General features: G+C 39.1%; 21 protein-coding genes. 3 read left to right on the top strand and 18 right to left on the bottom strand.

The genetic code is table 11. The features are described from left to right. Nucleotides 1-13 precede the first annotated feature (13 nt). From A3GQ_RS0116660 to A3GQ_RS0116605, 12 genes are all read right to left on the bottom strand, one after another. Nucleotides 14-898 carry an EamA family transporter gene (locus A3GQ_RS0116660; protein WP_028778037.1) on the bottom strand — a complete coding sequence of 295 codons (885 nt, stop codon included), beginning with the start codon at nt 896-898 and terminating at the stop codon, nt 14-16. Between the two features lie 273 nt (nt 899-1,171). Then, nucleotides 1,172-2,386 (bottom strand): GTP-binding protein, encoded by a 1,215-nt coding sequence (locus A3GQ_RS0116655; RefSeq protein WP_028778036.1) that lies wholly within the window; start codon nt 2,384-2,386, stop codon nt 1,172-1,174. Between the two features lie 639 nt (nt 2,387-3,025). After that, entirely contained in the window at nt 3,026-3,364 is a 339-nt protein-coding gene (locus A3GQ_RS24665) for a hypothetical protein (protein WP_037465283.1), read from the bottom strand. A 206-nt stretch (nt 3,365-3,570) separates the two neighbouring features. Then, the gene (locus A3GQ_RS0116645) at nt 3,571-4,497 is read right to left on the bottom strand and encodes a nucleoside hydrolase (RefSeq protein ID WP_028778035.1); all 927 of its coding nucleotides are present in this window, start codon (nt 4,495-4,497) and stop codon (nt 3,571-3,573) included. Between the two features lie 23 nt (nt 4,498-4,520). After that, nucleotides 4,521-5,471 (bottom strand): nucleoside hydrolase, encoded by a 951-nt coding sequence (locus tag A3GQ_RS0116640; RefSeq protein ID WP_028778034.1) that lies wholly within the window; start codon nt 5,469-5,471, stop codon nt 4,521-4,523. Between the two features lie 33 nt (nt 5,472-5,504). Then, complete coding sequence (gene rbsK, locus A3GQ_RS0116635) at nt 5,505-6,416, bottom strand: ribokinase (RefSeq protein ID WP_028778033.1); 912 nt, start codon at nt 6,414-6,416, stop codon at nt 5,505-5,507. 19 nt (nt 6,417-6,435) lie between these two features. Further along, nucleotides 6,436-7,251, bottom strand: coding sequence for an energy-coupling factor ABC transporter ATP-binding protein (locus A3GQ_RS0116630; protein WP_028778032.1), 816 nt, complete (start codon nt 7,249-7,251; stop codon nt 6,436-6,438). Next, entirely contained in the window at nt 7,248-8,108 is an 861-nt protein-coding gene (locus A3GQ_RS0116625; RefSeq protein WP_028778031.1) for an energy-coupling factor ABC transporter ATP-binding protein, read from the bottom strand. Before A3GQ_RS0116625 ends, A3GQ_RS0116630 begins: the two co-directional genes overlap by 4 nt. Further along, on the bottom strand, nt 8,105-8,854 hold the full coding sequence (locus A3GQ_RS0116620; protein ID WP_037465281.1) for an energy-coupling factor transporter transmembrane component T: 750 nt from the start codon (nt 8,852-8,854) through the stop codon (nt 8,105-8,107). The genes A3GQ_RS0116625 and A3GQ_RS0116620 overlap by 4 nt, the downstream gene beginning before the upstream one ends. Before the next feature lie 112 nt (nt 8,855-8,966). Next, nucleotides 8,967-9,572, bottom strand: a complete 606-nt coding sequence (locus A3GQ_RS0116615) for an ECF transporter S component (RefSeq protein WP_028778029.1) — start codon at nt 9,570-9,572, stop codon at nt 8,967-8,969. Between the two features lie 55 nt (nt 9,573-9,627). Continuing rightward, entirely contained in the window at nt 9,628-10,638 is a 1,011-nt protein-coding gene (locus A3GQ_RS0116610) for a LacI family DNA-binding transcriptional regulator (protein WP_028778028.1), read from the bottom strand. A 171-nt stretch (nt 10,639-10,809) separates the two neighbouring features. After that, nucleotides 10,810-11,190, bottom strand: a complete 381-nt coding sequence (locus A3GQ_RS0116605; protein WP_028778027.1) for a YybH family protein — start codon at nt 11,188-11,190, stop codon at nt 10,810-10,812. Between the two features lie 99 nt (nt 11,191-11,289). Between A3GQ_RS0116605 and A3GQ_RS0116600 the strand changes: the two genes are divergently transcribed. The 3 genes from A3GQ_RS0116600 (at nt 11,290) to A3GQ_RS0116590 (ending at nt 12,461) form a co-directional block, all read left to right on the top strand. Further along, a complete protein-coding gene (locus A3GQ_RS0116600) occupies nt 11,290-11,619 on the top strand; it encodes a winged helix-turn-helix transcriptional regulator (protein ID WP_028778026.1) in 330 nt (109 codons plus the stop codon). Nucleotides 11,620-11,691: 72 nt separating this feature from the next. Continuing rightward, nucleotides 11,692-11,916 (top strand): hypothetical protein, encoded by a 225-nt coding sequence (locus A3GQ_RS0116595; protein WP_028778025.1) that lies wholly within the window; start codon nt 11,692-11,694, stop codon nt 11,914-11,916. 83 nt (nt 11,917-11,999) lie between these two features. Then, entirely contained in the window at nt 12,000-12,461 is a 462-nt protein-coding gene (locus tag A3GQ_RS0116590) for an SRPBCC family protein (protein WP_028778024.1), read from the top strand. A 302-nt stretch (nt 12,462-12,763) separates the two neighbouring features. Here A3GQ_RS0116590 and A3GQ_RS0116585 read toward each other — a convergent pair whose 3' ends face one another. From A3GQ_RS0116585 to A3GQ_RS0116560, 6 genes are all read right to left on the bottom strand, one after another. Then, nucleotides 12,764-13,630, bottom strand: a complete 867-nt coding sequence (locus A3GQ_RS0116585; protein ID WP_028778023.1) for an RNA polymerase sigma-70 factor — start codon at nt 13,628-13,630, stop codon at nt 12,764-12,766. Further along, nucleotides 13,608-14,912: a phytoene desaturase family protein gene (locus A3GQ_RS0116580; RefSeq protein ID WP_245596803.1), complete on the bottom strand. Its 1,305-nt coding sequence runs from the start codon at nt 14,910-14,912 to the stop codon at nt 13,608-13,610. Before A3GQ_RS0116580 ends, A3GQ_RS0116585 begins: the two co-directional genes overlap by 23 nt. Nucleotides 14,913-15,043: 131 nt before the next feature. Continuing rightward, a complete protein-coding gene (locus tag A3GQ_RS0116575) occupies nt 15,044-17,080 on the bottom strand; it encodes a DUF11 domain-containing protein (RefSeq protein ID WP_028778021.1) in 2,037 nt (678 codons plus the stop codon). A gap of 18 nt (nt 17,081-17,098) precedes the next feature. Beyond that, nucleotides 17,099-17,770, bottom strand: a complete 672-nt coding sequence (locus tag A3GQ_RS0116570; protein WP_028778020.1) for a DUF11 domain-containing protein — start codon at nt 17,768-17,770, stop codon at nt 17,099-17,101. A 16-nt stretch (nt 17,771-17,786) separates the two neighbouring features. Then, nucleotides 17,787-19,409: a DUF11 domain-containing protein gene (locus tag A3GQ_RS27870; RefSeq protein WP_028778019.1), complete on the bottom strand. Its 1,623-nt coding sequence runs from the start codon at nt 19,407-19,409 to the stop codon at nt 17,787-17,789. A 28-nt stretch (nt 19,410-19,437) separates the two neighbouring features. Beyond that, on the bottom strand, nt 19,438-21,090 hold the full coding sequence (locus A3GQ_RS0116560; protein ID WP_028778018.1) for an alpha-helical endospore appendage domain-containing protein: 1,653 nt from the start codon (nt 21,088-21,090) through the stop codon (nt 19,438-19,440). Between the last annotated feature and the right edge of the window lie 83 nt (nt 21,091-21,173).

Here is a 21,173-nt window from a genome sequence, read left to right as displayed (position 1 = left end):
AAACGGATCTGTTTTATACCGCTAATTCACCTTTACGTTTTTTTACATTCCCCACCACAATCCCAGCTAATATGATGACAACTCCTAACCATTGTGTAAAACTTACCAATTCAGACAAGATAAGAGAAGACATGATTACTGCTACGGGAAGTTCAGATGCAGTTAAAATGGTACCTAATCCTGGGCCAACTTTGGGCATGCCAATGGAAAATAAAAGCGGTGGCAAAGCAACACCAAACAATCCTAGAAATAATCCATAAGGAGCCACACCTAGTAAAACAGGTAAATCAAATAGAAATGTTGGCGGAAAAAATGAAAGTACCGTAATTAAGCCACCTGTAGATAACAAAGCACTTTTCAAAGCAGGTGGGGTATCTTTTCCTACGGACCCGCTTAGAAAGATAAAAGTAGTAAAGGTTAAAGCAGAAAGCAATCCCCATACTGTCCCTTCAAAGGATACGGCAACTTCACTTTTTGCAACTAGTCCCGCACCTAGAACCGAACCTAAAATAAGCATTCCAATGGAAATAACTTTCCCTTTCGTTGGCTTTTTCTTAAAAATGATCCAATCCAACAAGGTGCCAATCCAAACAAACTGAAAAAGAAAAATGATTGCTAGGGAAGCATCAAGCGTTTGAAGTGCTTGATAATAAAATACACCTGTTAAACCAAATGGAATTCCCGATAATAACAGTTTAGCCGCTTGTTTTAACCTTAATTTCTGCTTTTTGGTAAACAGATACAGTATCCAAGTAAGGATTGCCCCAAATAAATATTGGCCTCCTGTTACTTCTGTCACCGAAAAACCTGCTGAATAAGCCAGTTTGACAAAAGTAGATAATACCCCATAACTACATCCACCTAAAAAAACAATCAATCCATATTGCCATGTCTTCATTTCTTTTCCTCCTCTGCTTAACATAAAAAGCCACACAATTGCATCAGCAATTGTGTGGCGAAAATAGAGTTACCTCTAGAAAAGTCCACAACCCAAAAGGTTTTATTACAAAGAAGTATAAGATCAACAAATCAAATTGTCAATGATTCCTCTTTTATGTATTGTCTGTAAAGGATACTACTCCTAGTTCGTATTCTGCCAGATATTCATTTTGGATGACAATGAAAAAACCTCATAAAAATTCATGCTGATAGAAAGGGCTACTGAGTTCTCTCATGAAACGAAGCTTCCCTCTATTTGTTGCTTCTCACTTGGTAACGGATCATAAAAAGTATGCCATTCTTGGTTCATTTCTTCCTCGGTTAACACCAATTGGTCTAACTCTTTTTTTAATTGCTCTTGATCCATATCTAAGCCGATTAATACCAGTTCATTTTTTCGATCTCCATATGGTTCTTGCCATGCCTCTGAAAGCTCAGGATCTTCTTTTTTGTACCATTCTTGCTCCTCTAATGGTAGAGAAGCCACCCAATTGGATAACGGGCCAAGTTGGATAGATGGACCAGCTTGGCTGAGAAGAAAAGCAAAATCATTCCGTGTCGCGATCCAAACAATCCCTTTGGCACGCACGATGGTTTCGGGCCATTCGTTGAACCAATCCATCATCCTTGCAGGGTGAAAAGGTCGTCTATTTCGATAAACCATCGATGAAATACCGTACTCGTCCGTTTCAGGAGTATGTTCAGGTTGGTTTAGTTCTTGAATCCATCCAGCAGAAAGGCTGGCTTCTTCAAAATGAAAACGTTTTGTATCAAGAATGTGTTCCGAATCCACTCTTCCATACGAACTACGAATGATTTGTGCTTTTGGTTGAATTTTCTTCAACACCGATTCTAACTTTGCCAACTCAACTTCACTAACTAAATCGCATTTGTTGAGGATCAAGACATCACAAAATTCTATCTGATCGATGAGCAAATCAACCACATCACGGTGATCCTCTGCATCCAGTCCCTCTTGTCGGTCTACTAATGTTTCCCCAGAGGAAAAATCGTGCCAAAAACGATAAGCGTCCACAACCGTTACCATCGTATCCAAACGACAAAATTGACTGAGATCAATTCCAAGCTCCTCGTCGATATAAGTGAAAGTTTGTGCGACAGGGATAGGTTCACTAATACCAGTAGACTCAATTAAAATATAATCAAAACTTCCATCCTTTGCTAAACGCTCTACTTCCAAAAGTAGATCCTCGCGTAAAGTACAACAAATACACCCATTGGACATTTCAACAAGCTTCTCTTCTGTTCGTGATAGATTTCCTTCTTGATTCACTAGTTTTCCATCGATATTTATCTCACTCATATCATTTACAATGACCGCTACCTTTTTGCCTTCTCGGTTGTTTAAGACATGATTTAAAATGGTAGTCTTTCCAGAACCTAAATACCCACTTAACACGGTTACTGGTATTTTCTTTTCTAGCATTTTATCTCCTCCTCCAATGTACACCCTCACTTATATCGTAATCATTCTTATTTGTAAACAAGAATATTAAATCGACATTGTGAACAAAACAGAGGGGGTGATTCCAAACAACAAACATAAATAGGTGTATAATCGTATTATACACTCTCGTTTTTAATAATTATCACAGACTAAAAGTAGCATTAGCACTTATTACCCCATATATAAAATAGTAACAATTCCTATTTAACTAATCCCACTGTTGTTTTTGCCTAACTGATAAGTTTCATAACAACAGCACGTGATTGACATTTACGTAACGTAATAGTTTAAGATTTGTATAGTTTTCATTATGATATGGAAAAGATAAGTAAATTAGTTGATAATGAATACAAAAATGAAAATTGATTCCTCCAAAAACAAAAATACCCAAGATTCTACCTTGAGCGAATTGCTTTGCTTTGTAGTTGACATGTTCATATAAATAGATGAAAAGAACAAATAAGAGTTGAGTTGAAGTAATTTGATAGATTATCTTATTTTTTGTTCCATTTTGGCTTTTCTAAATTAAGAATTCCGTTCTCTTTACAAAGAAGCATAAAGCCACAACAAAAAAGGGCTTCCAAGGATCATAAAATCTTCGGAAGACCTCTTTTTCTACTATCTCGAACCCATATGAATAAAAAAAACGAGCAGACCTATTAGTGCACCACCTGCTATCGCCAAATTTGTACTTAAAAACAATGCTAAAATAGCAAAACCGATGAGGCCCCAGATGATACTTAAAAATAAAAAGATGACTGCTCTTAAAAATGGAATAACAAATAAAATTGCTAAAATGATAACAGAACCAATGAGGGCTATCCAAGAACCCAAATAATATCCTATGGCCACAGAGAGAAGGAGAATCTCCACCATAACGAATTTTCGATTGTTACGAACATTTTCCATCTGATCCATGATATCTACAAAATCTTTTGCCATTCTTCTTTTATCCATCATCACCCTCCTCCAATTGCAACAATCCCTTGAATATTATATCATCTTGGAAATTCATTTGAATATCTGTTTTTTTCTAATAAATCCAAATAATACAGTCAGCTAAAGGATCAAAATCAACCCTGAAGCCTTTTCCTAGTTTTTTGACTAATAAAAAGAAAAAGCGAACAGAGAGTACGCTTTTAATGGATATAGATCATACTAAATTAAACAATATGTTGTAGAAAATGAGCTAAAAACCGCTCGGAATCTACTGCTACACACACATTCACATTTGGTTTATCTGTACACCGCTCACGAAGATCGGCAACTGTTCTCCCATAGGAGTAAAGTCCTTCTAAATCAATGGATACAACCATCGGTTCAATGGTGACAAGACTAGGATCAATCGCTACTGCTACAGCTAATGGATCATGAAGGGCACAATAGTCTCGATCACCATAGTAATTTCTATATCTATCAATATAATAGTCGGTTATTTCATATAAAAAATTACTTACTTTTGTATTATGATTTTTCCATTTTTGTATTTCTTTCTTAGACAAAGCTGTTTTCATCGTCACATCTAATCCAACTAACGTAATGGGAATGCCAGATCGAAACACGATATCTGCTGCTTCCGGGTCGGCATAAATATTTGCTTCTGCATGCATTTGATTATTCCCTGGTACTCTTACTGCGCCACCCATTACCACTACATTCTTAACAAGGGAGATAATCTCTGGCTCCTGCATAATCGTTAATGCTAGATTCGTAAGAGATCCCACACAAATGATGGTGATTTCATGGGGATATTTTTTGACTTGCTCGATTATAAATTGCGACGCATGTTTAGGCAAATGCTTGTCCGAACGTGAGACACTTTGATTCGCTAATCCATTTTCTCCATGAAAGTGAGTGGAATAGGATTTATGCATCGGATGAAATAATGGTTTCCCTTCTCCTTTGGCGATTGGGATGTCTACTTCAAGTTGTTCTAATACATGTAATGTATTATCAGTAGCTTGGTCAACGGAAACATTCCCAAAACAGGTCGTAATCCCTATCACATCTAATTCCGTAGAGCGAACAGCATAGGAAATGGCTAATGTATCATCGATTCCTGTATCTACATCCAAGAGTACACGCTGCAACTGATTCCCTCCCTGTCTTTCCCTTAAGATACGATTGTGTTGATATAGTGTTGTAAAAATAACTCATCTTTCACACTTAAACAAACAGAGGCATTTATTTGTGTTTGGGGATGTCGCAAATCTGTCAAGGTAGCTCCAGATGATAAAGCGCCTTTCGTTTCAATTTGAATGTAATAATCTTCGCATGTTACCAAAGTATGATCTTCTGCAACCCCGACTGCTAATGGATCGTGCATAAGACGATATTTTCCCTCATTTAAACTATCACTTGCCTCAAAACTAAACGTAAATATGTGATTTAAAAATGCCTTTAGTTCGTTTTGTTCTGAAGTCAAAGCGTTCATTAATTGCTCAAAATGCTTCTCCCCGAACTTGGTTTTTCCTGTGACATCCAATCCAACCATCGTAATCGGAATTCCTGAATGAAAAACTCGATAGGCAGCTTCTGGATCACCATGAATGTTCGCTTCCGAAACAGGTGTAATATTCCCTGGTACATGCAGTGCCCCACCCATTAATATCAGCCTTTCGACTTTACTCGGCAAAGTGGGGTCTTTTGCTAAAGCGATTGCTAAATTCGTCAATCGGCCTGTGAAAACCAAAGTAATTTGATCAGGATTTTTATTTATGCGATCAACGATAAAATCTGCCGCTTTCTCTTCCAATGCTGTTCGATTTGTTCCTGACAACTCATACCCACCTAGGCCATTATGACCATGGATTACAGCTGAGAACTCTCTTCGTTTTCGAAATAAAGGATTATCTGATCCCATCACAACGGGTATATCATAACGTGGTTGTGCTAGTTCGAGTACTCGTAATGTATTTTCCGTAACTTGATGCACATCACAATTTCCATATCCTGTTGTGATACCTTCCACTTTTAATTTACGAGATTTTACTGCGAATAAGATGGCGAGTGCATCATCGATACCCGTATCCACATCAAGGATAATACGTTTTTCCGCATTCATCGGCTTACCCCTCTCTTAAGATTGAGCACTTTCCTAGTCTGAAAGTATAATCTTATCGACTTCTTCCTTTGTAGGTAAGGACTGTTGTGCTCCTTCGCGTGTAACTACGATTGCTGACACTTTGCTCGCAAATTTTGCTGCTTCTTGATCAGACATTCCAGATGTAATTCCTATAGCAAAAGCCCCCACATACGCATCTCCCGCAGCAGTTGTATCCACTGCATCTACTCGATAAGCAGGAAGGAGCACTTGTTCCTGATCGTTTATTAACAGCGACCCTTTTGACCCCAAAGTAACTACGATTCTCTTAACACCCCATGATCGCACCATCTGTGCCGCTTCGATCAACTCTTTCTCCGTAGAAACGGGGCGACCAGTTAGTATTTCCAATTCTGTTTCATTGGGGATTAAAGTATGCACCATTCGTAACATATCCGTAGATAGTTTTTGAGCTGGTGCAGGGTTTAATATCACTTCTTTTTGTATATTTTTAGCCAATCGCAAAGTATATTCAACAACAGGAAGTGGAATCTCCAATTGCAAAATGATGAGATCGCATGCTGCTATTTCATCTTTCATTTGATCAATATCCGCATTTGTGATTTTTGAATTTGCTCCAGGGACTAACACAATGTTGTTTTCGCCCTCATCACTCACATTTATGAAGGCCATCCCTGTAACATCCTCACGTTTTACTCCATCTATTTGGACGTTAGCAGATCGTAGATTGTCTAAAAGATCTGTTCCATAGTCGTCCCATCCTACTTTCCCAATCATTTGTACATTTGCCCCTAGTTTTGCAGCCGCAATCGCCTGATTTGCTCCTTTTCCACCAGGATTCTTATAAAATTTAGAACTCGAGATAGTCTCTCCTGGTTTTGGAAGATGAGAAACATGGGTAACCAAATCCATGTTTAAGCTTCCAATCACAAGAATCCTTTTCAAAATCAAATCACTCCGCATCTTATACCTTTGCTGTTTTTCGTTTTAATCGCTCTGTCAACTCTGTTATTTCTAGTATGTCACCATCTATCTTTAAGGAATTGCTAAGACGACTGATATGGGGTTGTTTTAACATTGCTTTTTCTAAAATGTCGAAATCCCAAAAGATCTCTCGTTTATTTGCATCTGCTATCACTTGTTGATTCGCCATGACGATCACTCGTTCAAAGTGATGAACCACAAATTCAATATCATGCGTGATGGTAATAACGGTTTTCCCTTCATCATTTAAAGTCTTGATCAAATTAGAAAGCCGCTCCAATGCTTTTAAATCTTGCCCCGCAGTAGGCTCATCCAAAATAATCACACTTGAATTCATCGCAATCACAGAAGCAATCGTAACAAACTTCCTCATCGAATATGGCAAGTTGTATGGATTTTCTTTCAAAAAAGGTACTACACCAGCCAATTCAGCAGACTTCATGACATTCTCCTCCACTTGTTCTGGAGAAAGGCCGAGATTTTTAGGGCCAAATTCTATCTCACTGTATACGTCATTATGGAAAATCTGATCATCGGGATTTTGAAATACATAGCCGACTTTCCTCGAAATTTGCGCAGTTGTATAGTCTTTTGTATTCCAACCATCAACCAAAACGTCCCCTTCGGTTGGTTTCTGTAAACCATTCATCATTTTGACGGTAGTGGTTTTACCAGCTCCATTTTGCCCAATAATCGCAACTGCCTCGCCTCGTTCAAAGGACATATTTACTTGATTCACCGCCTTGAAACCATTGGGATATTGAAAGGAGACATCTTTTAAAGTTAAAAAACTCATGCAAGCCCCTCCTTTTTCATCCATTGTTGGACTACGGATATGGATTGCTTTTCTGTCAATGGGATAGAACCTAAATCCATATTTTGATTTCTCATTTCGATACCAAACAGAGCATATTGTGGCAGGGCTGATCCATATTGCAAGGTATCTTCATCTGATAATATGTCTTTCGTTAACCCTTGTTTGACCACTTTTCCATCCTGCATCAAAATAATGCGATCCGCGTACTCTGCGATCAATTCCATTTTGTGCTCTACCAAAATAATCGTTTTTCCTTTATTCTTCATTAATTCGATGATTTTGAAGACCTCTTCTGTCCCTTGTGGATCAAGCTGAGAGGTTGGTTCATCAATAACCAATATATCTGGTTCCATCACGATGATAGACGCCAAGGCAACCCTTTGCTTTTGTCCGCCGGACAACTCAAATGGATTTTTCTCCTGTAAATATTCGATCTCTAGCATTTTCAATACATTTTCTACTTTTTCCTTGATGATCTCTACTTCTAATCCTAAATTTTCAAGACCAAAAGCGATCTCTTCAAAAACAGTCTCTTTGACACCACTAATTTGTGTAAATGGATTTTGAAATACATACCCGATTTTTTGAGAAAGGTCTCCTAACTCCCAATCCCGAATATCTTTTCCTTCAATCAAGATCTCTCCCCGTAGATCACCTTTATAAAAATGGGGAATAAAACCACGTATGACATTGCAAAAGGTCGTTTTCCCAGCACCGTTTGACCCAATAACGGCGTAAAATTCTCCTTTTTCTATGCTTATATTGATATCATGCAAGACATCTGTTTCCACGATTGGATACTGGTAAGATAGATTTTTTATCGTAATCATACTCATAGCATAACTCTCCATATAATTAATGTGATGAGTAAAATAAGGAGTATAATCCGTACGATGGGATCATATTTTGTCTTCTCCACTGTATATAGGCTCGTCTTTTTGACCTTCGCCGAAAAAGCTCTTGATTCTAATGTCAATACTCGCTCTTCGGTCCCGGCGATTGAACCTAGAATAAGCGGGCTGAGCGTTGGCAAAAACGCTTTTATACGAGTGAATAACTTCCCTTCTGTCTCTACTCCCCTCGTTTTTTGCGCATCCATAATTACGATTGTTAATTTTTTCATTTCTGGGATAATTTGCAGTGTCGATAAAAAAATATAGGTTACTTTTGGCGGTAGGCCTAATGCCTCTAGTGAACTAATCAAATCTTTCACTTTGGTAATGCGAAAAAAGAGAATAAACGAAGAGCCAATGGCTACGATTTTTGATGTTAAGTTTAAAGCAAAATCAATACCTTCTTGCTTAATAGAAAAAATGCTCCAACTCCAAATCACGTGCGTGCCTGGATAAAAAAAACTTTGGAGTATAAAAATAAACACCACAATCAGCAGTAAGGCTTTTATCGCCAAATCGGAAAACTCTTTGAATGAACCCGCTAAGTAAGAGAAGAACATACAAATAAACAAAACAGAGTAGGCATATAAATATCCTGGCACAATAAATACAGAAATACACAGAAACAAGGTAACTAAAAACTTCGTAGTCGGATAAAGATGGAGTATTGATTTTTTTATTTGATCCATAGAATTCCCTCCTAACCTCCAACTTTTGTTCATTTCCTAAAAATCTTAATAGGTAGGAACACCCCTGAAGAATTGTTCCTTTGGGGTGTTGGCCACAAAAGATCGACACAAATTACTGTTTTTTCGATTTGATGAATATGGAACCATAGTTGAGTTTGGATAAATATCTCGGAGACATCTTTTTGACAATAAAGAAAGCGATAAGTAAACAGAAAACTTTATCAATACATTCATTAATGATTTTGGTAGAGAATACAGCTGTCCAAATTTGTTGCCCTGATGCAAGGAATGTTGCAACTAAAGCATCAGATGAATTACCTGTCGCGCCACCAAACATTAAGACTTGAATAGGAGAAGCGATGATAGTAGAAGTAAGCGAAACCAAAACCGCTGCAATGATTACTTTCCATGCTTTTGTAAACATACCTGACATCGCTAATAACCCAACTACTAACCCTACACCCATCTGTACGGGGATGAATGCAAAACTGACAGGATTCAAAATCCCTTTCACAAGGTTTGTACAAAGACCTGTCACCATACCAATCCATGGTCCACCAATCATAGCTGTTAATGCGGTACCTATGGTATCAAGGTAAACAGGAAGCTTAAGAAGCAAAACAATTTGAGCACCAACGAAATTGATGGCTACACCGATTGGAATTAATAAGATAGCAATTAACGAAAAATCATATTTTAATCCACGCTTAGTTGTCATGTAAAAATGTCCCCCCATTCGATTTATTGAAGCGCTTACATTTATCCGTTATTTTTTATCGCTTTTTTGTACTCTCTCTAACAATGAGCTTCGTATCGAGAAAAACAGATTTTATTTGGTCGCTTTTCCCCTCTTCGATTTGCTCCAGTAATAGCTTGGTTGCCACTTCACCAATTTCATAGATTGGTTGCTCCATGGTAGTTAACTTTGGATGTAAAAGAAGATTATATTTCAAATTATCAAAGCCAACGACCGAAATATCATCTGGAATTTTTAATCCTAATTCCTCAGCAGCTTGATAGACTCCAAAAGCCATTAGATCATTAAAAGCAAATAGTGCAGTCACATCTGTTTGTTCCAATAACTCTTTCGCGGCTTGGTAGCCACCTTCCATGACATACTCTCCTACTCTAATCAAACTTTTATCAGTCGGAACCCCAAATTCTTGGTGGGCTTTAAAATATCCCTCTAGACGTTCATTTGAGTTTTTAATAAAACTTGGACCTGAAATACATCCAATTCGAGTATGAGAGAGCTCAAGCAGATGTTTTGTTGCCATATAAGCAGCTTTTTCATTATCAATAAATACACCACTATACATTTGATCTTCCAAGCCACGGTCGACAATAACAACTGGTATATTGTTTTGCTTTACGAACGTATGGACTTCTCGATTCAATGTTGGGTCCGAACAGGCAAAAATCATGCCATCTACATTTTTTTCTTTTAATAGCCAAAGATAGTCTATGATTTTCCCTAATGTACTATCTGTATTACATAACAGAATGGAATATTTGGATTCACTTGCGACATCTTCAATCCCTCTGGCTAAGTCTGAGAAGAATGGGTTTCGAATATCCGGAATAATCAATCCGATCGTCTTTGTATTTTTTGTAATCATGCTCCGGGCGATCGCATTTGGTCGATAATTATGCTGTTCGATTATCTTTAAAACTCTTTGGCGAGTGCTCTCGCTGATGCCTTCTGTCTTGTTATTTAACACTCGAGAAACAGAAGTAATAGACACACCAGCCATTTTGGCAATATCTTTAATCGTTAAACTCATAATCACCCCTCTATTCTGTCTACTGAGAAAACGTTTTCTTAATTCGATACTAGCATACTTCTATATAGATATTCAAGAAAACGTTTTCTTTTTTTGAAAGCAAAAGAATTTTTATTGGTTTCTATTTATTCAAGAAAACAGCCAATTCCCATGGGAATGGCTGTTTTCTACCTAAAGAGTTGTTTGTGAAAAAGGTCGATCAATGATGTAGCGCCAACTACCATCCGCTTGTCTTCGGAGCACCTCACTGGTCACACCTTCGGCTAAAACCTCTTTTTCTCCCGCATCTTTCAATACGAATTTCGCTTGTAATAACGCAATATCATCATGGATAACGGTGGAAAGATTAACAGAAGTCATCTTTCCATTTAATCCAATAAGCTGTTCCAAATCTTTTTTTATATTCTCTATTCCTGTTGTATTTACACTATCCCTCGTTACATGAATAGCCTTTGACTCATATAAAGCTAGTAATTTAATTATGTCTTTCTCATTATAAGCATTAGCAAAAGCTTCATTTATGTGAGCAGGGTTTAAAATTTTGTTTTCCATTCCGCATCTATCTCCTTTCGCTTATAATCAGTTTACTAGTGCATAAAAGCATCGACAATACGCATAAAAAACTGACTAAGTGATGTAAGGAGTGGAAAGATGCCTTATTTTGACGAGATAGATGGGTGTACAGTAGAAAATATTTTAAAAATGATCTCAGGAAAATGGAAACCATCCATTTTATATGAACTCTTTCAAAGAACGATGCGATTTGGTCAACTTCAAAAAGCACTTCCTACAGTCTCACGACAAGTACTAACTACTCAATTGAGAGAATTAGAAAGAGATGGATTGATTAATCGAAAGGTATACACAGTCATGCCACCCAAAGTCGAATACACTATTTCCAAATTGGGGAAAGAGATTGAACCAATCCTAACAAAAGTAGCTAGACTCCATGATGAAATGAAGTGGAATGAAAAAAAATAAAATCCCTAGATTCTTAACTATCTCTTTGTATTTACCAATAGATATTATCGTCAAAAAGAAAAAGGTGAACATATGAATGAACAACAAATGAGAGAAAAATATAAGGGGATCATGCAATTTCAGATGGTATTGGATCACAAAGAACTAAATACGGTGATTTTTGATTTGATTTCTTTGCTTCAACTCGAATTCAAAGAAAAGGATTACCAACAGACTGCTGAAGAAAAATGGAATCAATTAATCGAACAATACAGTAACAATGATGATGAGAGTTGGTTTATCAGAACAGAAGAATAACAACGCAATAAAACATGTTATTATTGTGGTATAATACAAAATAATTTACAATTCCAAAAAACTGCGAGAGATGAGGTGTTCCTATGAACCAGAATCACTTTCGTAATTCCATCACCATAAAAGCTCCTTTGTCCGATGTCTATGCATATCTTACTGAATTTCAAAATATGATCCATTTGCATCCACTTATTGTGGAAATAAGAGAGTTACCTTCTACAGATTCACGCAAACATATATTGGAGATCAAAGATAAGATACCTCTTTTTGGACGATTTTCGATTTATAAGACATATCAAGCAAGTGTAGAGACTCTACCCGTACAGTCCACTATAATAATGGAGACTTTCACCTTCCCGAATATACATATTAAAAATATACTGCACCTCAAACAAGATGAAAATCATACGATAGTAAATGAGGATTCCTTAGTAGAGGCACCACGTTATTTAACGAGTTTCGTTATGAAGCAGGTAACGGAATCTCACTCACACATGCTAACGGAACTGAAAAGAATACTAGAAACGCCTCAAGTATCGAATAAGTAATTTTGTTTGTCCCACGGCTACTATACCGTGGGTTTTCTTGTTTGTATAATGGCATATGACACAATTCTTTCAAAAGAAGATACTCTTCTTTCGAAAGATGTTTGAGTTGTTGTTTTACGGTGAGATACATGGGCTTTTCACCTCTTTTCTATAGAAAGTTGAAGCCCGCTATACAAAATATTCATTTATTTTCCAAAAAAAGAAAAAAACCGTGGCCATTCATCCCACCAATGAATTCACAAGTATTCTCTCTACAAATATAAAAACGCCAAAGTTATCATTAGGCGTTTTTTGTTATGATCCTATCTAATATGAAGTAATTTATTAGGATTTGCTACCACATAGATAAATTGAATTTGATCCCCTTTAAAAGAAAAGGAGTAAACGTATTTTGTACCACTATTCATCACGATAACCATACCAGGTAGACCGTTCACTTCTGCAAACTGCACCTTATACTCACTATTATACATTTTTATAAGGTTTATATGCATATGAATAACTTTGGACGATCCCACTACAGGAATTTGAGCTGCTCGCACTTTCCCACCACCATCGTTATAACAAACCACATCTTCGCGGATCAACTCGAGCAAATGAGTGGTATTCCCTTGAATAATGGATTGAACAAAATCTTTGACTTGGGTCTGTGCTTCTGTAACAGATGGGATGGTCTCTGGATCAAAATGAATACTTCTCTTTGCTCGTTGATAAATTTGGCGGCAATTGGCAACCGACTTACCTACCATGTCAGCTATTTCTTCATAAGTGTATGGAAAAATTTCCCGAAGCAAAAAAACAGCTCTTTCCATCGCGTTTAATTGTTGTAGAAGTAGTAAATACGCAGTAGTTAAGGATTCTTTTTGTAAATAGGATATAGCTGGGTCGTTTTCCAATATCTCTTGATTCAATAGAGGCTCCGGAAGCCATGGTCCAACATACAATTCTCTCTTTTTCGCTGATGATCGCAGTAAATCGAGACAACGATTGGTCACGATTTTACACAGGTATGCCTTATCATTTGTAATATATTCGCGATTTGGTAACTGATCAAAAGTGACAAACGTCTCTTGTACAATATCCTCTGCATCCATGACACTCCCTAGCATTCGATATGCTAGGGAGAAGAGGAGAGACTTATTTTCTTTATATAATATCGCGATATCCATTATTTAAGTTCCTCTCTTGATGAGAATGAGTAAGAATGTGTTCGATTGCTCGTTTTCCACTAGCTATGGCTGCATCAGCTAATAATTCTCCATGAGTAGTCCAGTCACCAGCTACATATAATCCTCTAATTTCAGGAACTTCTGGACCCGGATTTACTCTACCATTCAAATGCATAAAATCATGAGTAACGACGATTTTTGGTAAGTATTGTTTGGATACCAATTCCTCTCTCCAACCAGGTTGAGCCAAGTCTAACACTTGCTCAAGATCTTCTCTATCTTTCTGAGCATCCGTTTGTGAACCTTGATATTTAATCAACTGAATAACTTGATCTCCTTGATCACTCAGATTTGCTGCTCGTGACTGATTGGAGAGAAATACAGGTTGATCAATCCCATAAATGAACTGAAACTTTGGATTTGGCAAACGTCTTAATACAACAGTCAAACAAGCGGACGTAATCGAAATCGCTTGATCTTTCCATACTTGAAGTGATGTGCGATTTGCCTTTGGTACCATTTTATAACTTACTTCTGGTGATGTGGTGAGAATAATGTTTTCTGCTGCTATTCTGGTACCATCCGAACAAACAATAGCTTTGGCTTTCCCATTTTCGTGCTCTACTTCTGTCACTTTGATACCAGCATGACACGTTGCGCCTTTTTCTACTGCCTTCTTTCTCATTTCCTCTACTAAAGAACCCCAGCCTTTATCCAGATAATAAACACCATTCAGGGCATTTTGAAGCTGTTTTAATACGGGGCCAGCAGCTTGAAGATCAGGGGCAAGCCCATAACTTGCCGTTCTCAGCAAGGAATAGAATAAATGTCGCGCCATTGGATCTCGAAAATTACTTTCAATCCAATCCCGTACACTTATGTGACGGTACTGATCTGTATCCAATTTACCTAACTTACCTAATATATTTCCAACTTCCCATTTTCCTTTAACAGGTAGCAAAGGACTTGTGAATAAAGACATTATCCCTGTGGGTACAGATAATAACTGTCCATTCCACATCCCGAAAGCATCACTAGATGGTGTATTTCCTTCTATTTTTACATTTAGTTCATTTAATATTTCTACTCCAACTCCTTTGTATAAAGCATGTCCTCCAAGATCAAAATAGGCGCCATCTTTTTTCTTCGTAATCGCTCTGCCACCCAGTTGTTTTTGTTGTTCCAATATGATCGTTTTCTTCCCAGCATTTGCTGCATAAATAGCAGCCGTAAGTCCTGCTAATCCTCCACCAACAATTGCCACATCATAATTTACCAACATGATCATCCCTTTCGGTTCATTTACTCTTATAACGAACGAAGGAATGTTTTTGTGACAAAAAACATGAATTTTTTTATGAAATAAAAAGATAAAGAAAAAACCATGCTATATGCATGGTTCTATTTGTAAGATCAAGTACAACAAAGTTTTTTCCCTTTATTTAACGTCGCGAGTAAAGCTGTTTCATTCAAAATAACCCTCTGAAGTTTATTATTCAATGATTGATTCACAGATAAAAGCTCTGTTGCGTCTTTGGTACCAGCAAAAATCGAACGAATCGTATCTTGAATTTTCACTTTCTCTGCTACGATCTGTCCGGCTATTGCTAGCTCATCTTCACCAATTTTACCAAGAATCTGTTTCTGCGCCTCTTTGCAATTCTTCACTAATGTTGCTGTTACCTCGTTGGTGGTGACATCTTTTTCAAATACTTGATCCCCTGGAATGAGTTCATATTCATATTGAACTTTCGCTTTGTTATCTACTCGCTCTGGTTCAGGGCTATCGATCTCCACTTCAAATGTCACTTGAACAAATTTACCTGCTTCTACTGACCCAATGTTCACCCCAGATTCAATGTCTCCACTAATAGGGACTCCATCTCGTTGCAACGATCCTGCTACATACTTCGTTCCATTTGGAATGATATCCTCAATAACTACATTGGTAATATCAGTGTCCCCTGTGTTGTCAATCTCAATGGTGTACAGAATCGTGTTTCCTGCCCGATTATAAACAGGCACATCTTCTTTTTTGGCTACCTCTACCTGAACAAAGCGGATAACCGTTGTCGCTTCATTGCTTTCCGCTGTGCCTGTAGAAGTTGGCAGCCCAGGTCCACTTTGAAAATCGTAGATGACAGAGGCCTTGTTTACTGCTAAGTTATCAGGTGGGACTTTATTTACTTTTACTTGAAATACCACTTCAATGGGCCCTTCAATAGAAACAGATCCGATGTTAACACCAGCAGTAGGATCATCACTCGGGCGTGGTATTCCATCGATTAACAAACTGCCTGGAATAAAAGAAACCTCGGGTGGAAGTGTGTCTTTTAAAATGGTATTTTGGGCTTCCGTTAATCCACTGTTCTCTACAAAGATGGTATAGGTCAGGATTTCTCCCACTACTTCTGCCCTCTTATCTACTTCTTTGGTAACTTTGATTTCTGGGCTGTTTACATCGATCTGGACCCCTAAACCCGTTACAATATATCCGTCTGATTTGGAAGTAAATTGAACAACCGCATCTGTCTGAGAATTTTCCATCGCAGCAGAGACATCCACATTAGTAATATCCCAGCTATAGCGAACTGCTCCAGCGGCATTTCCCGGTGTGACATTTAACGAACCATCTGTTCCACTTGTATCTAAATTTCCATCATCATCATTGATTTGAGAAGCAAAAAAATTATCTACGGGATTATTTGGTCCTGATACAGGGCTCAGGGAAGACGCATCTTTCCCAAACAAGAGCTGATCCCCTGGTATTCTGGAATCGCCTTCCATAGCAGTAACAAGCAGTCTCGCATTTACTGGTCCTGAATCAGAAGTAGAAAAGCCAGTAATGGATTGATTGATCGCACCTGCTCGCTCGATGGAAGCTGTACCAACGTATACGTTCATATTTCGCAGGGGAAGTGAAGCATCTTGGTATACCACTTGTAAGGTCCAACCTGCTACGTTATTACTTTTAAATCGCTGAACCGTTGCAGGTACACCGCTGACCGTATACGTACCTGCTCCATCACTGTTCACTAAGCTCGTCACATTGGCACTACGAACATAGAATGTTTGATTCGCTTGGGTTACTTGTTGTGCAGTAGTGACATCTGGTGTGATGGTGTACGTACTAGCTGGTGAAGTAAACGTAATAGGCCCATCAATCTCACTGGTCACATCTTCTGTGCTTGTCTTTGTTGAGCCCCCCCAGATCAGTTCCGCATATAAAACCGTTGCTCCTGTCGGAATCTGAAGGCGAGCAGCAGACCCATTCTCTCGCCAATCTTGTGTGGAACCAGGAGGATATCCTGTTACTTGCTTTGTAGTGTCGAGGGTAATAAATGCTCCAATATCTGAATAGATGGTGTTGGTATTGCTCAATCCAAGGGTATTTCCCGTAAACGTAACTGCACCATTTGTCGTCGTAGAATAACGGTTCTGAAAGCTCATCTCATCTATCCTTTCTGTTTAACTACAACCACAACAGATATCTTTGCTTTGATCTAATTTTTGAATCAGCACTTCTTCCAATTGTGAAATCGAACGAACTGCCTGCGTCGCACTCTGATTAATCTCTAATAACTCCGCCACAGTGAGTAAACCTGCTCGAAATAACTGGGAAGCCGCCTGAATTTTTTCACCTTCGATATCTAACACACCAGCAACTGCCTTTTGTTCTTGAGCGATAGAGTGAATGATCAAATCTCTCGCCCATTCACAAGCAGATCGACCAGCAGGGACATTGGTCTGAGCTTCGTTACTAATCGCAGAATCTTTGACTGGAGGCTCGCCCGGTTCCTCTTCATATTCATACTCCACACTTGCTGTATTCCCAATCACACCGCTTGGATCAGGTTTCACTACTTCCACTTCAAATGTGACTACAATCGGACCTTCGATCGATATCGGTGAAAGGGGAAAACCGGTTGTTGGATCAGCACTTGTGTTAGGAATATCGTCTATTTTGACGCTTCCCGGAACAAAGGCCAATTCTTCTGGTAAAACATCTTTAAAAATCACATTGCCTGCTTCCACTAAGCTATCGTTGGTCAAGAACACCGTATAGGTCAAAATATCCCCAACAACAGCATCTGTCTTATCTACTTCTTTTGCTAACACCACTTCTGGTTTTTCTGCCATCCTTCACCACTCCTCTCTATTTGCATCCACTACACAAATCTGTAAGGCTGGCACGTTTGTTATCCAATGCTTGCTGTAGCACACGAAGCGCATCAGATACACCAGTTGCACTCTGAATAATTTGGGCTTGCTCTGTAGCGCTAATGGCCCCATCTGCGAATGCTTGATTGGCAGCTTCCACTTTGAGCAGCTCTGCATCTTGAAGCAGTTTCATATTTTGTTCTTCTTGGCGAATGGAATTTTCAATTATTTCTTTGTTTCGTTCACAAGGTGTAGGAGGCCGCACCACTACTTTTGTCTCCGCGATCGTACTTTGCGCTTCTCCGGTGGCAATCGGTAATCCAGGTGCGCTTTCAAATTCATAGGTAAGAGAAGCTATATTTTCGATAATCTCGTCTGATGGGACATTGACCACTTTCGCTTGAAATGTTATTTCCACAGGTTCATTCAAGCTTAATGTACCGAGGGAAACCCCTGTTTCTGGATCACTGCTCGGCTGGGGAATCCCATCCACTCGAATGCTCCCTGGAACAAACTGGAGTTCAGGTGGTAAAATATCCGTCCACACTGCCTCTCTTGCTTCAATATCTTTTGTGTTCACAAGCAAAACCGTGTAGGTCACTATGTCCCGAACTTTGGCTTCTGCGAGATTTACTGTCTTTTGCATCTCGATTTTGGGGCTGTCGACGTCGATTTGCACTGCTACCCCTGATATGAGGTAAGCATCACTGTTTGATGTAAAACGGGCAACAGCTTCATTTTGACTATTGATCATCGCACTGGATGCATCGACATTGGTGATATCCCATCCATAACGTGACATACCACTAGAGCCGCCGATGTTCGGATTGAGATTTCCTGCTGTACCGCTTGTATCCAAGTTTCCATTGTCATCATTGATCTGTGTGGCAAAGAAATTGCTCGCAGGATTATTTGGCCCACTCATTGGTTGCAGTGTGGAGTCCGTTGGTCCAAATAAGAATTGATCACCAACGAGATTCGTATCCCCTTGCATTGCTGTCACAAGTAAACGTGCATTCACTGATCCTGAAACCGGAGTACCAAAATCTGTAATTTTAATGGATTGTGGCGAACCACTATATATGAAAGTATCGTTTACAAAAAACGTAATATTTCGACTTGGCAAGGTAGCATCTTTGTACGCTACTGCCAATGTCCAACCAACAGCTCCTAGGGTAGCAGGTACTTTTCCAACAGTATACGTACCATCTCCTGCTGCTTTCACCAAATCCGTCACATCCGCAGAACGAACGTAAAAATTCCCATTTTGTTGTGCGGTAGCAGGATCAGGAGCAAGCGAAACCGTGCCATTAGGAGTAGTAAGATCAACAGAATTGTTCAATGAACCACTGACACTGCTATCTGTTGTACCACCCCATATAAGCTCCGCATATTGTACTTCTGCACCACTTGTGAGACGCAAAATGGCCGCCGATTTATTTTCCGCCCAATTTGTCGTCGTTCCTGGTGGAAAACCAGTTACTTGCTTCGATGTATCCGTAGTGAGAAAAGCGCCAATATAAAACGTCCCTTTACTCAGATCAGCAAGACCTAACGTATTGCCAGTAAAGGTAATTGCCCCATTAATCGTAGCTGCATAGCGGCGAATGAGTGCCATAATACACCTTCCTCCCCATTTATTTCGTTTAGCAGTAATCGCAAATTTCTTTCACAGTTGATAATTTGTCTATCAATTTCTCCTCTAACTCAATTACTGCATCGAGCATCTGCTCTACACTTTCATTTACTGCAATGAGATCGCGAATCAAAACGGCATCATTTTGAAAGAAACGAGATACTGCTTCGACTTTTTCTGCCTCTGCTCGAATGATGCGAGCAATGCCTTTTTCTGCTTCAGCAACGGTTTTAATGATCTCATTTTTGCTCTCATCACATGGAGGAGGTTCGATTACTTCAATTCCCGGCACATTACTAATCACGGTCGCCGTAGAAATCGGCAAATCAGGTCTGCTCTGAAAATCAAAGGTCATGGATGCTTTGTTATGAACAACCTTACTTTCCGGCTCTCTTATAATTTTCGCTTGATAAGTAATGATGATCGTCTCACCGACAGCGATCGTACCGACATTTACTCCTGCTGCAATATCTTCTCCTGGAAAAGCTACCCCTCGTACCCGCAAACTATCTGGTAGATACTCCAGCTCAGGATCGAGGAAATCTTGGAAGATAATATTGGTAGCAGGAACGAAACCTTCGTTTTTGACTTCCAATGTGTAGGTAACAATCTCCCCAACCACTGCTTTGGTTTTATCCGCTGACTTATACATCTTCACTATCGGGCTGTTGGCATCGAGCTGCACACCATAGCCACTGACCATATACGTATCTTGTGCTGTAGCAATTCGAACAACTGCTTGACCTTGGCTATTTAGCAATGTATGGGACACATCTACATTGGTGATATCCCAACCGGAGCGAACACCAAATCCATCAGAACCAATCGGTTTGTTTAATGTACCTGCTGTTCCACTCGTATCCAGATTTCCATTGTCATCATTTATTTGTGATGCAAAGAAGTTACTTGCTGGATTGTTTGGTCCAGAGATGACTTGCAGAGAAGAGAAATCTGGTCCAAATTCAAATCGATCTCCAGGAAGATTGGAGTTCCCTTCCATTGCGGTTAACATCACGCGTCCTTTTACTTCACCTGCCTCTAGCGTCATAAACCCGTATAAATGCTCATCTGTAGGAGGATTAAACTGATTAATAAGTTGGGAACCGGCGTAAATATTCATATTGCGAATCTTCAGACTTGGATGTTTGTAAGCCACCGCTAGTGTCCAACCAACCGTATCCGTTTCGCCTAACTTTGGACGAACTGTTCCTGGCACTCCTCCTGTTGTATAAACTCCTGCCCCACCTGCTTGAACGTAGCTGGTCACATTGGCAGATCGAGCATAAAATACTTGACCCATACTAGCTGGTTCTTCTCTTGCGGTGAGGGGATCTGGACTTACCGTAAAAGTACCTGTTGGAGTCGTAAAAGTAACAGGTGTATTGATCGATCCAATCACATTTTCCGAATCGGAGTTGGTTGATCCACCCCATATTAGCTCGGCATAAAGCACTTCTGCATCATCAACCATACTCAAAACTGCGGAAGATGAATTCTCTTGCCAATTCATCGTACTTCCTGCTGGATATCCACTCACCTGTTTAGAGGTATCAACGGTGATAAAAGCACCGATATCTGTACTGCCATCAGCATAACCCAACGTGTTACCAGTAAAAGTCAGCTGACCATTTGTCGTTTTCGTAAACCGTTGATAAAATGGCATGCTTTTCCTCCTTTGCCTCCATTTTCGTTACAAATAACAAATTTTCTAAGCGACATCCAATTTTGTTTGTGAATATTCCCCAC

The organism is Shimazuella kribbensis DSM 45090 (genome assembly GCF_000428065.1).
Lineage (GTDB): Bacteria > Bacillota > Bacilli > Thermoactinomycetales > Thermoactinomycetaceae > Shimazuella > Shimazuella kribbensis.
The sequence above is the reverse complement of the archived record's forward strand: the minus strand, read 5'-3'. Positions and strand labels throughout refer to the sequence as shown.

Excerpts from the sequence above, each read along its gene's own strand:
- A3GQ_RS24665 (WP_037465283.1), bottom strand. The coding sequence starts at position 3,364 with ATGGATAAAAGAAGAATGGCAAAAGATTTTGTAGATATCATGGATCAG.
- A3GQ_RS0116625 (WP_028778031.1), bottom strand. The coding sequence starts at position 8,108 with ATGAGTATGATTACGATAAAAAATCTATCTTACCAGTATCCAATCGTG.
- A3GQ_RS0116605 (WP_028778027.1), bottom strand. The coding sequence starts at position 11,190 with ATGGAAAACAAAATTTTAAACCCTGCTCACATAAATGAAGCTTTTGCT.
- A3GQ_RS0116600 (WP_028778026.1), top strand. The coding sequence starts at position 11,290 with ATGCCTTATTTTGACGAGATAGATGGGTGTACAGTAGAAAATATTTTA.
- A3GQ_RS0116610 (WP_028778028.1), bottom strand. The coding sequence starts at position 10,638 with ATGAGTTTAACGATTAAAGATATTGCCAAAATGGCTGGTGTGTCTATT.
- A3GQ_RS0116630 (WP_028778032.1), bottom strand. The coding sequence starts at position 7,251 with ATGAGTTTTTTAACTTTAAAAGATGTCTCCTTTCAATATCCCAATGGT.
- A3GQ_RS0116660 (WP_028778037.1), bottom strand. The coding sequence starts at position 898 with ATGAAGACATGGCAATATGGATTGATTGTTTTTTTAGGTGGATGTAGT.
- A3GQ_RS0116580 (WP_245596803.1), bottom strand. The coding sequence starts at position 14,912 with ATGTTGGTAAATTATGATGTGGCAATTGTTGGTGGAGGATTAGCAGGA.
- A3GQ_RS0116640 (WP_028778034.1), bottom strand. The coding sequence starts at position 5,471 with ATGAATGCGGAAAAACGTATTATCCTTGATGTGGATACGGGTATCGAT.
- A3GQ_RS0116560 (WP_028778018.1), bottom strand. The coding sequence starts at position 21,090 with ATGCCATTTTATCAACGGTTTACGAAAACGACAAATGGTCAGCTGACT.
- A3GQ_RS0116570 (WP_028778020.1), bottom strand. The coding sequence starts at position 17,770 with ATGGCAGAAAAACCAGAAGTGGTGTTAGCAAAAGAAGTAGATAAGACA.
- A3GQ_RS27870 (WP_028778019.1), bottom strand. The coding sequence starts at position 19,409 with ATGGCACTCATTCGCCGCTATGCAGCTACGATTAATGGGGCAATTACC.
- A3GQ_RS0116590 (WP_028778024.1), top strand. The coding sequence starts at position 12,000 with ATGAACCAGAATCACTTTCGTAATTCCATCACCATAAAAGCTCCTTTG.
- A3GQ_RS0116615 (WP_028778029.1), bottom strand. The coding sequence starts at position 9,572 with ATGACAACTAAGCGTGGATTAAAATATGATTTTTCGTTAATTGCTATC.
- A3GQ_RS0116585 (WP_028778023.1), bottom strand. The coding sequence starts at position 13,630 with ATGGATATCGCGATATTATATAAAGAAAATAAGTCTCTCCTCTTCTCC.
- A3GQ_RS0116595 (WP_028778025.1), top strand. The coding sequence starts at position 11,692 with ATGAATGAACAACAAATGAGAGAAAAATATAAGGGGATCATGCAATTT.
- A3GQ_RS0116575 (WP_028778021.1), bottom strand. The coding sequence starts at position 17,080 with ATGAGCTTTCAGAACCGTTATTCTACGACGACAAATGGTGCAGTTACG.
- A3GQ_RS0116620 (WP_037465281.1), bottom strand. The coding sequence starts at position 8,854 with ATGGATCAAATAAAAAAATCAATACTCCATCTTTATCCGACTACGAAG.
- A3GQ_RS0116655 (WP_028778036.1), bottom strand. The coding sequence starts at position 2,386 with ATGCTAGAAAAGAAAATACCAGTAACCGTGTTAAGTGGGTATTTAGGT.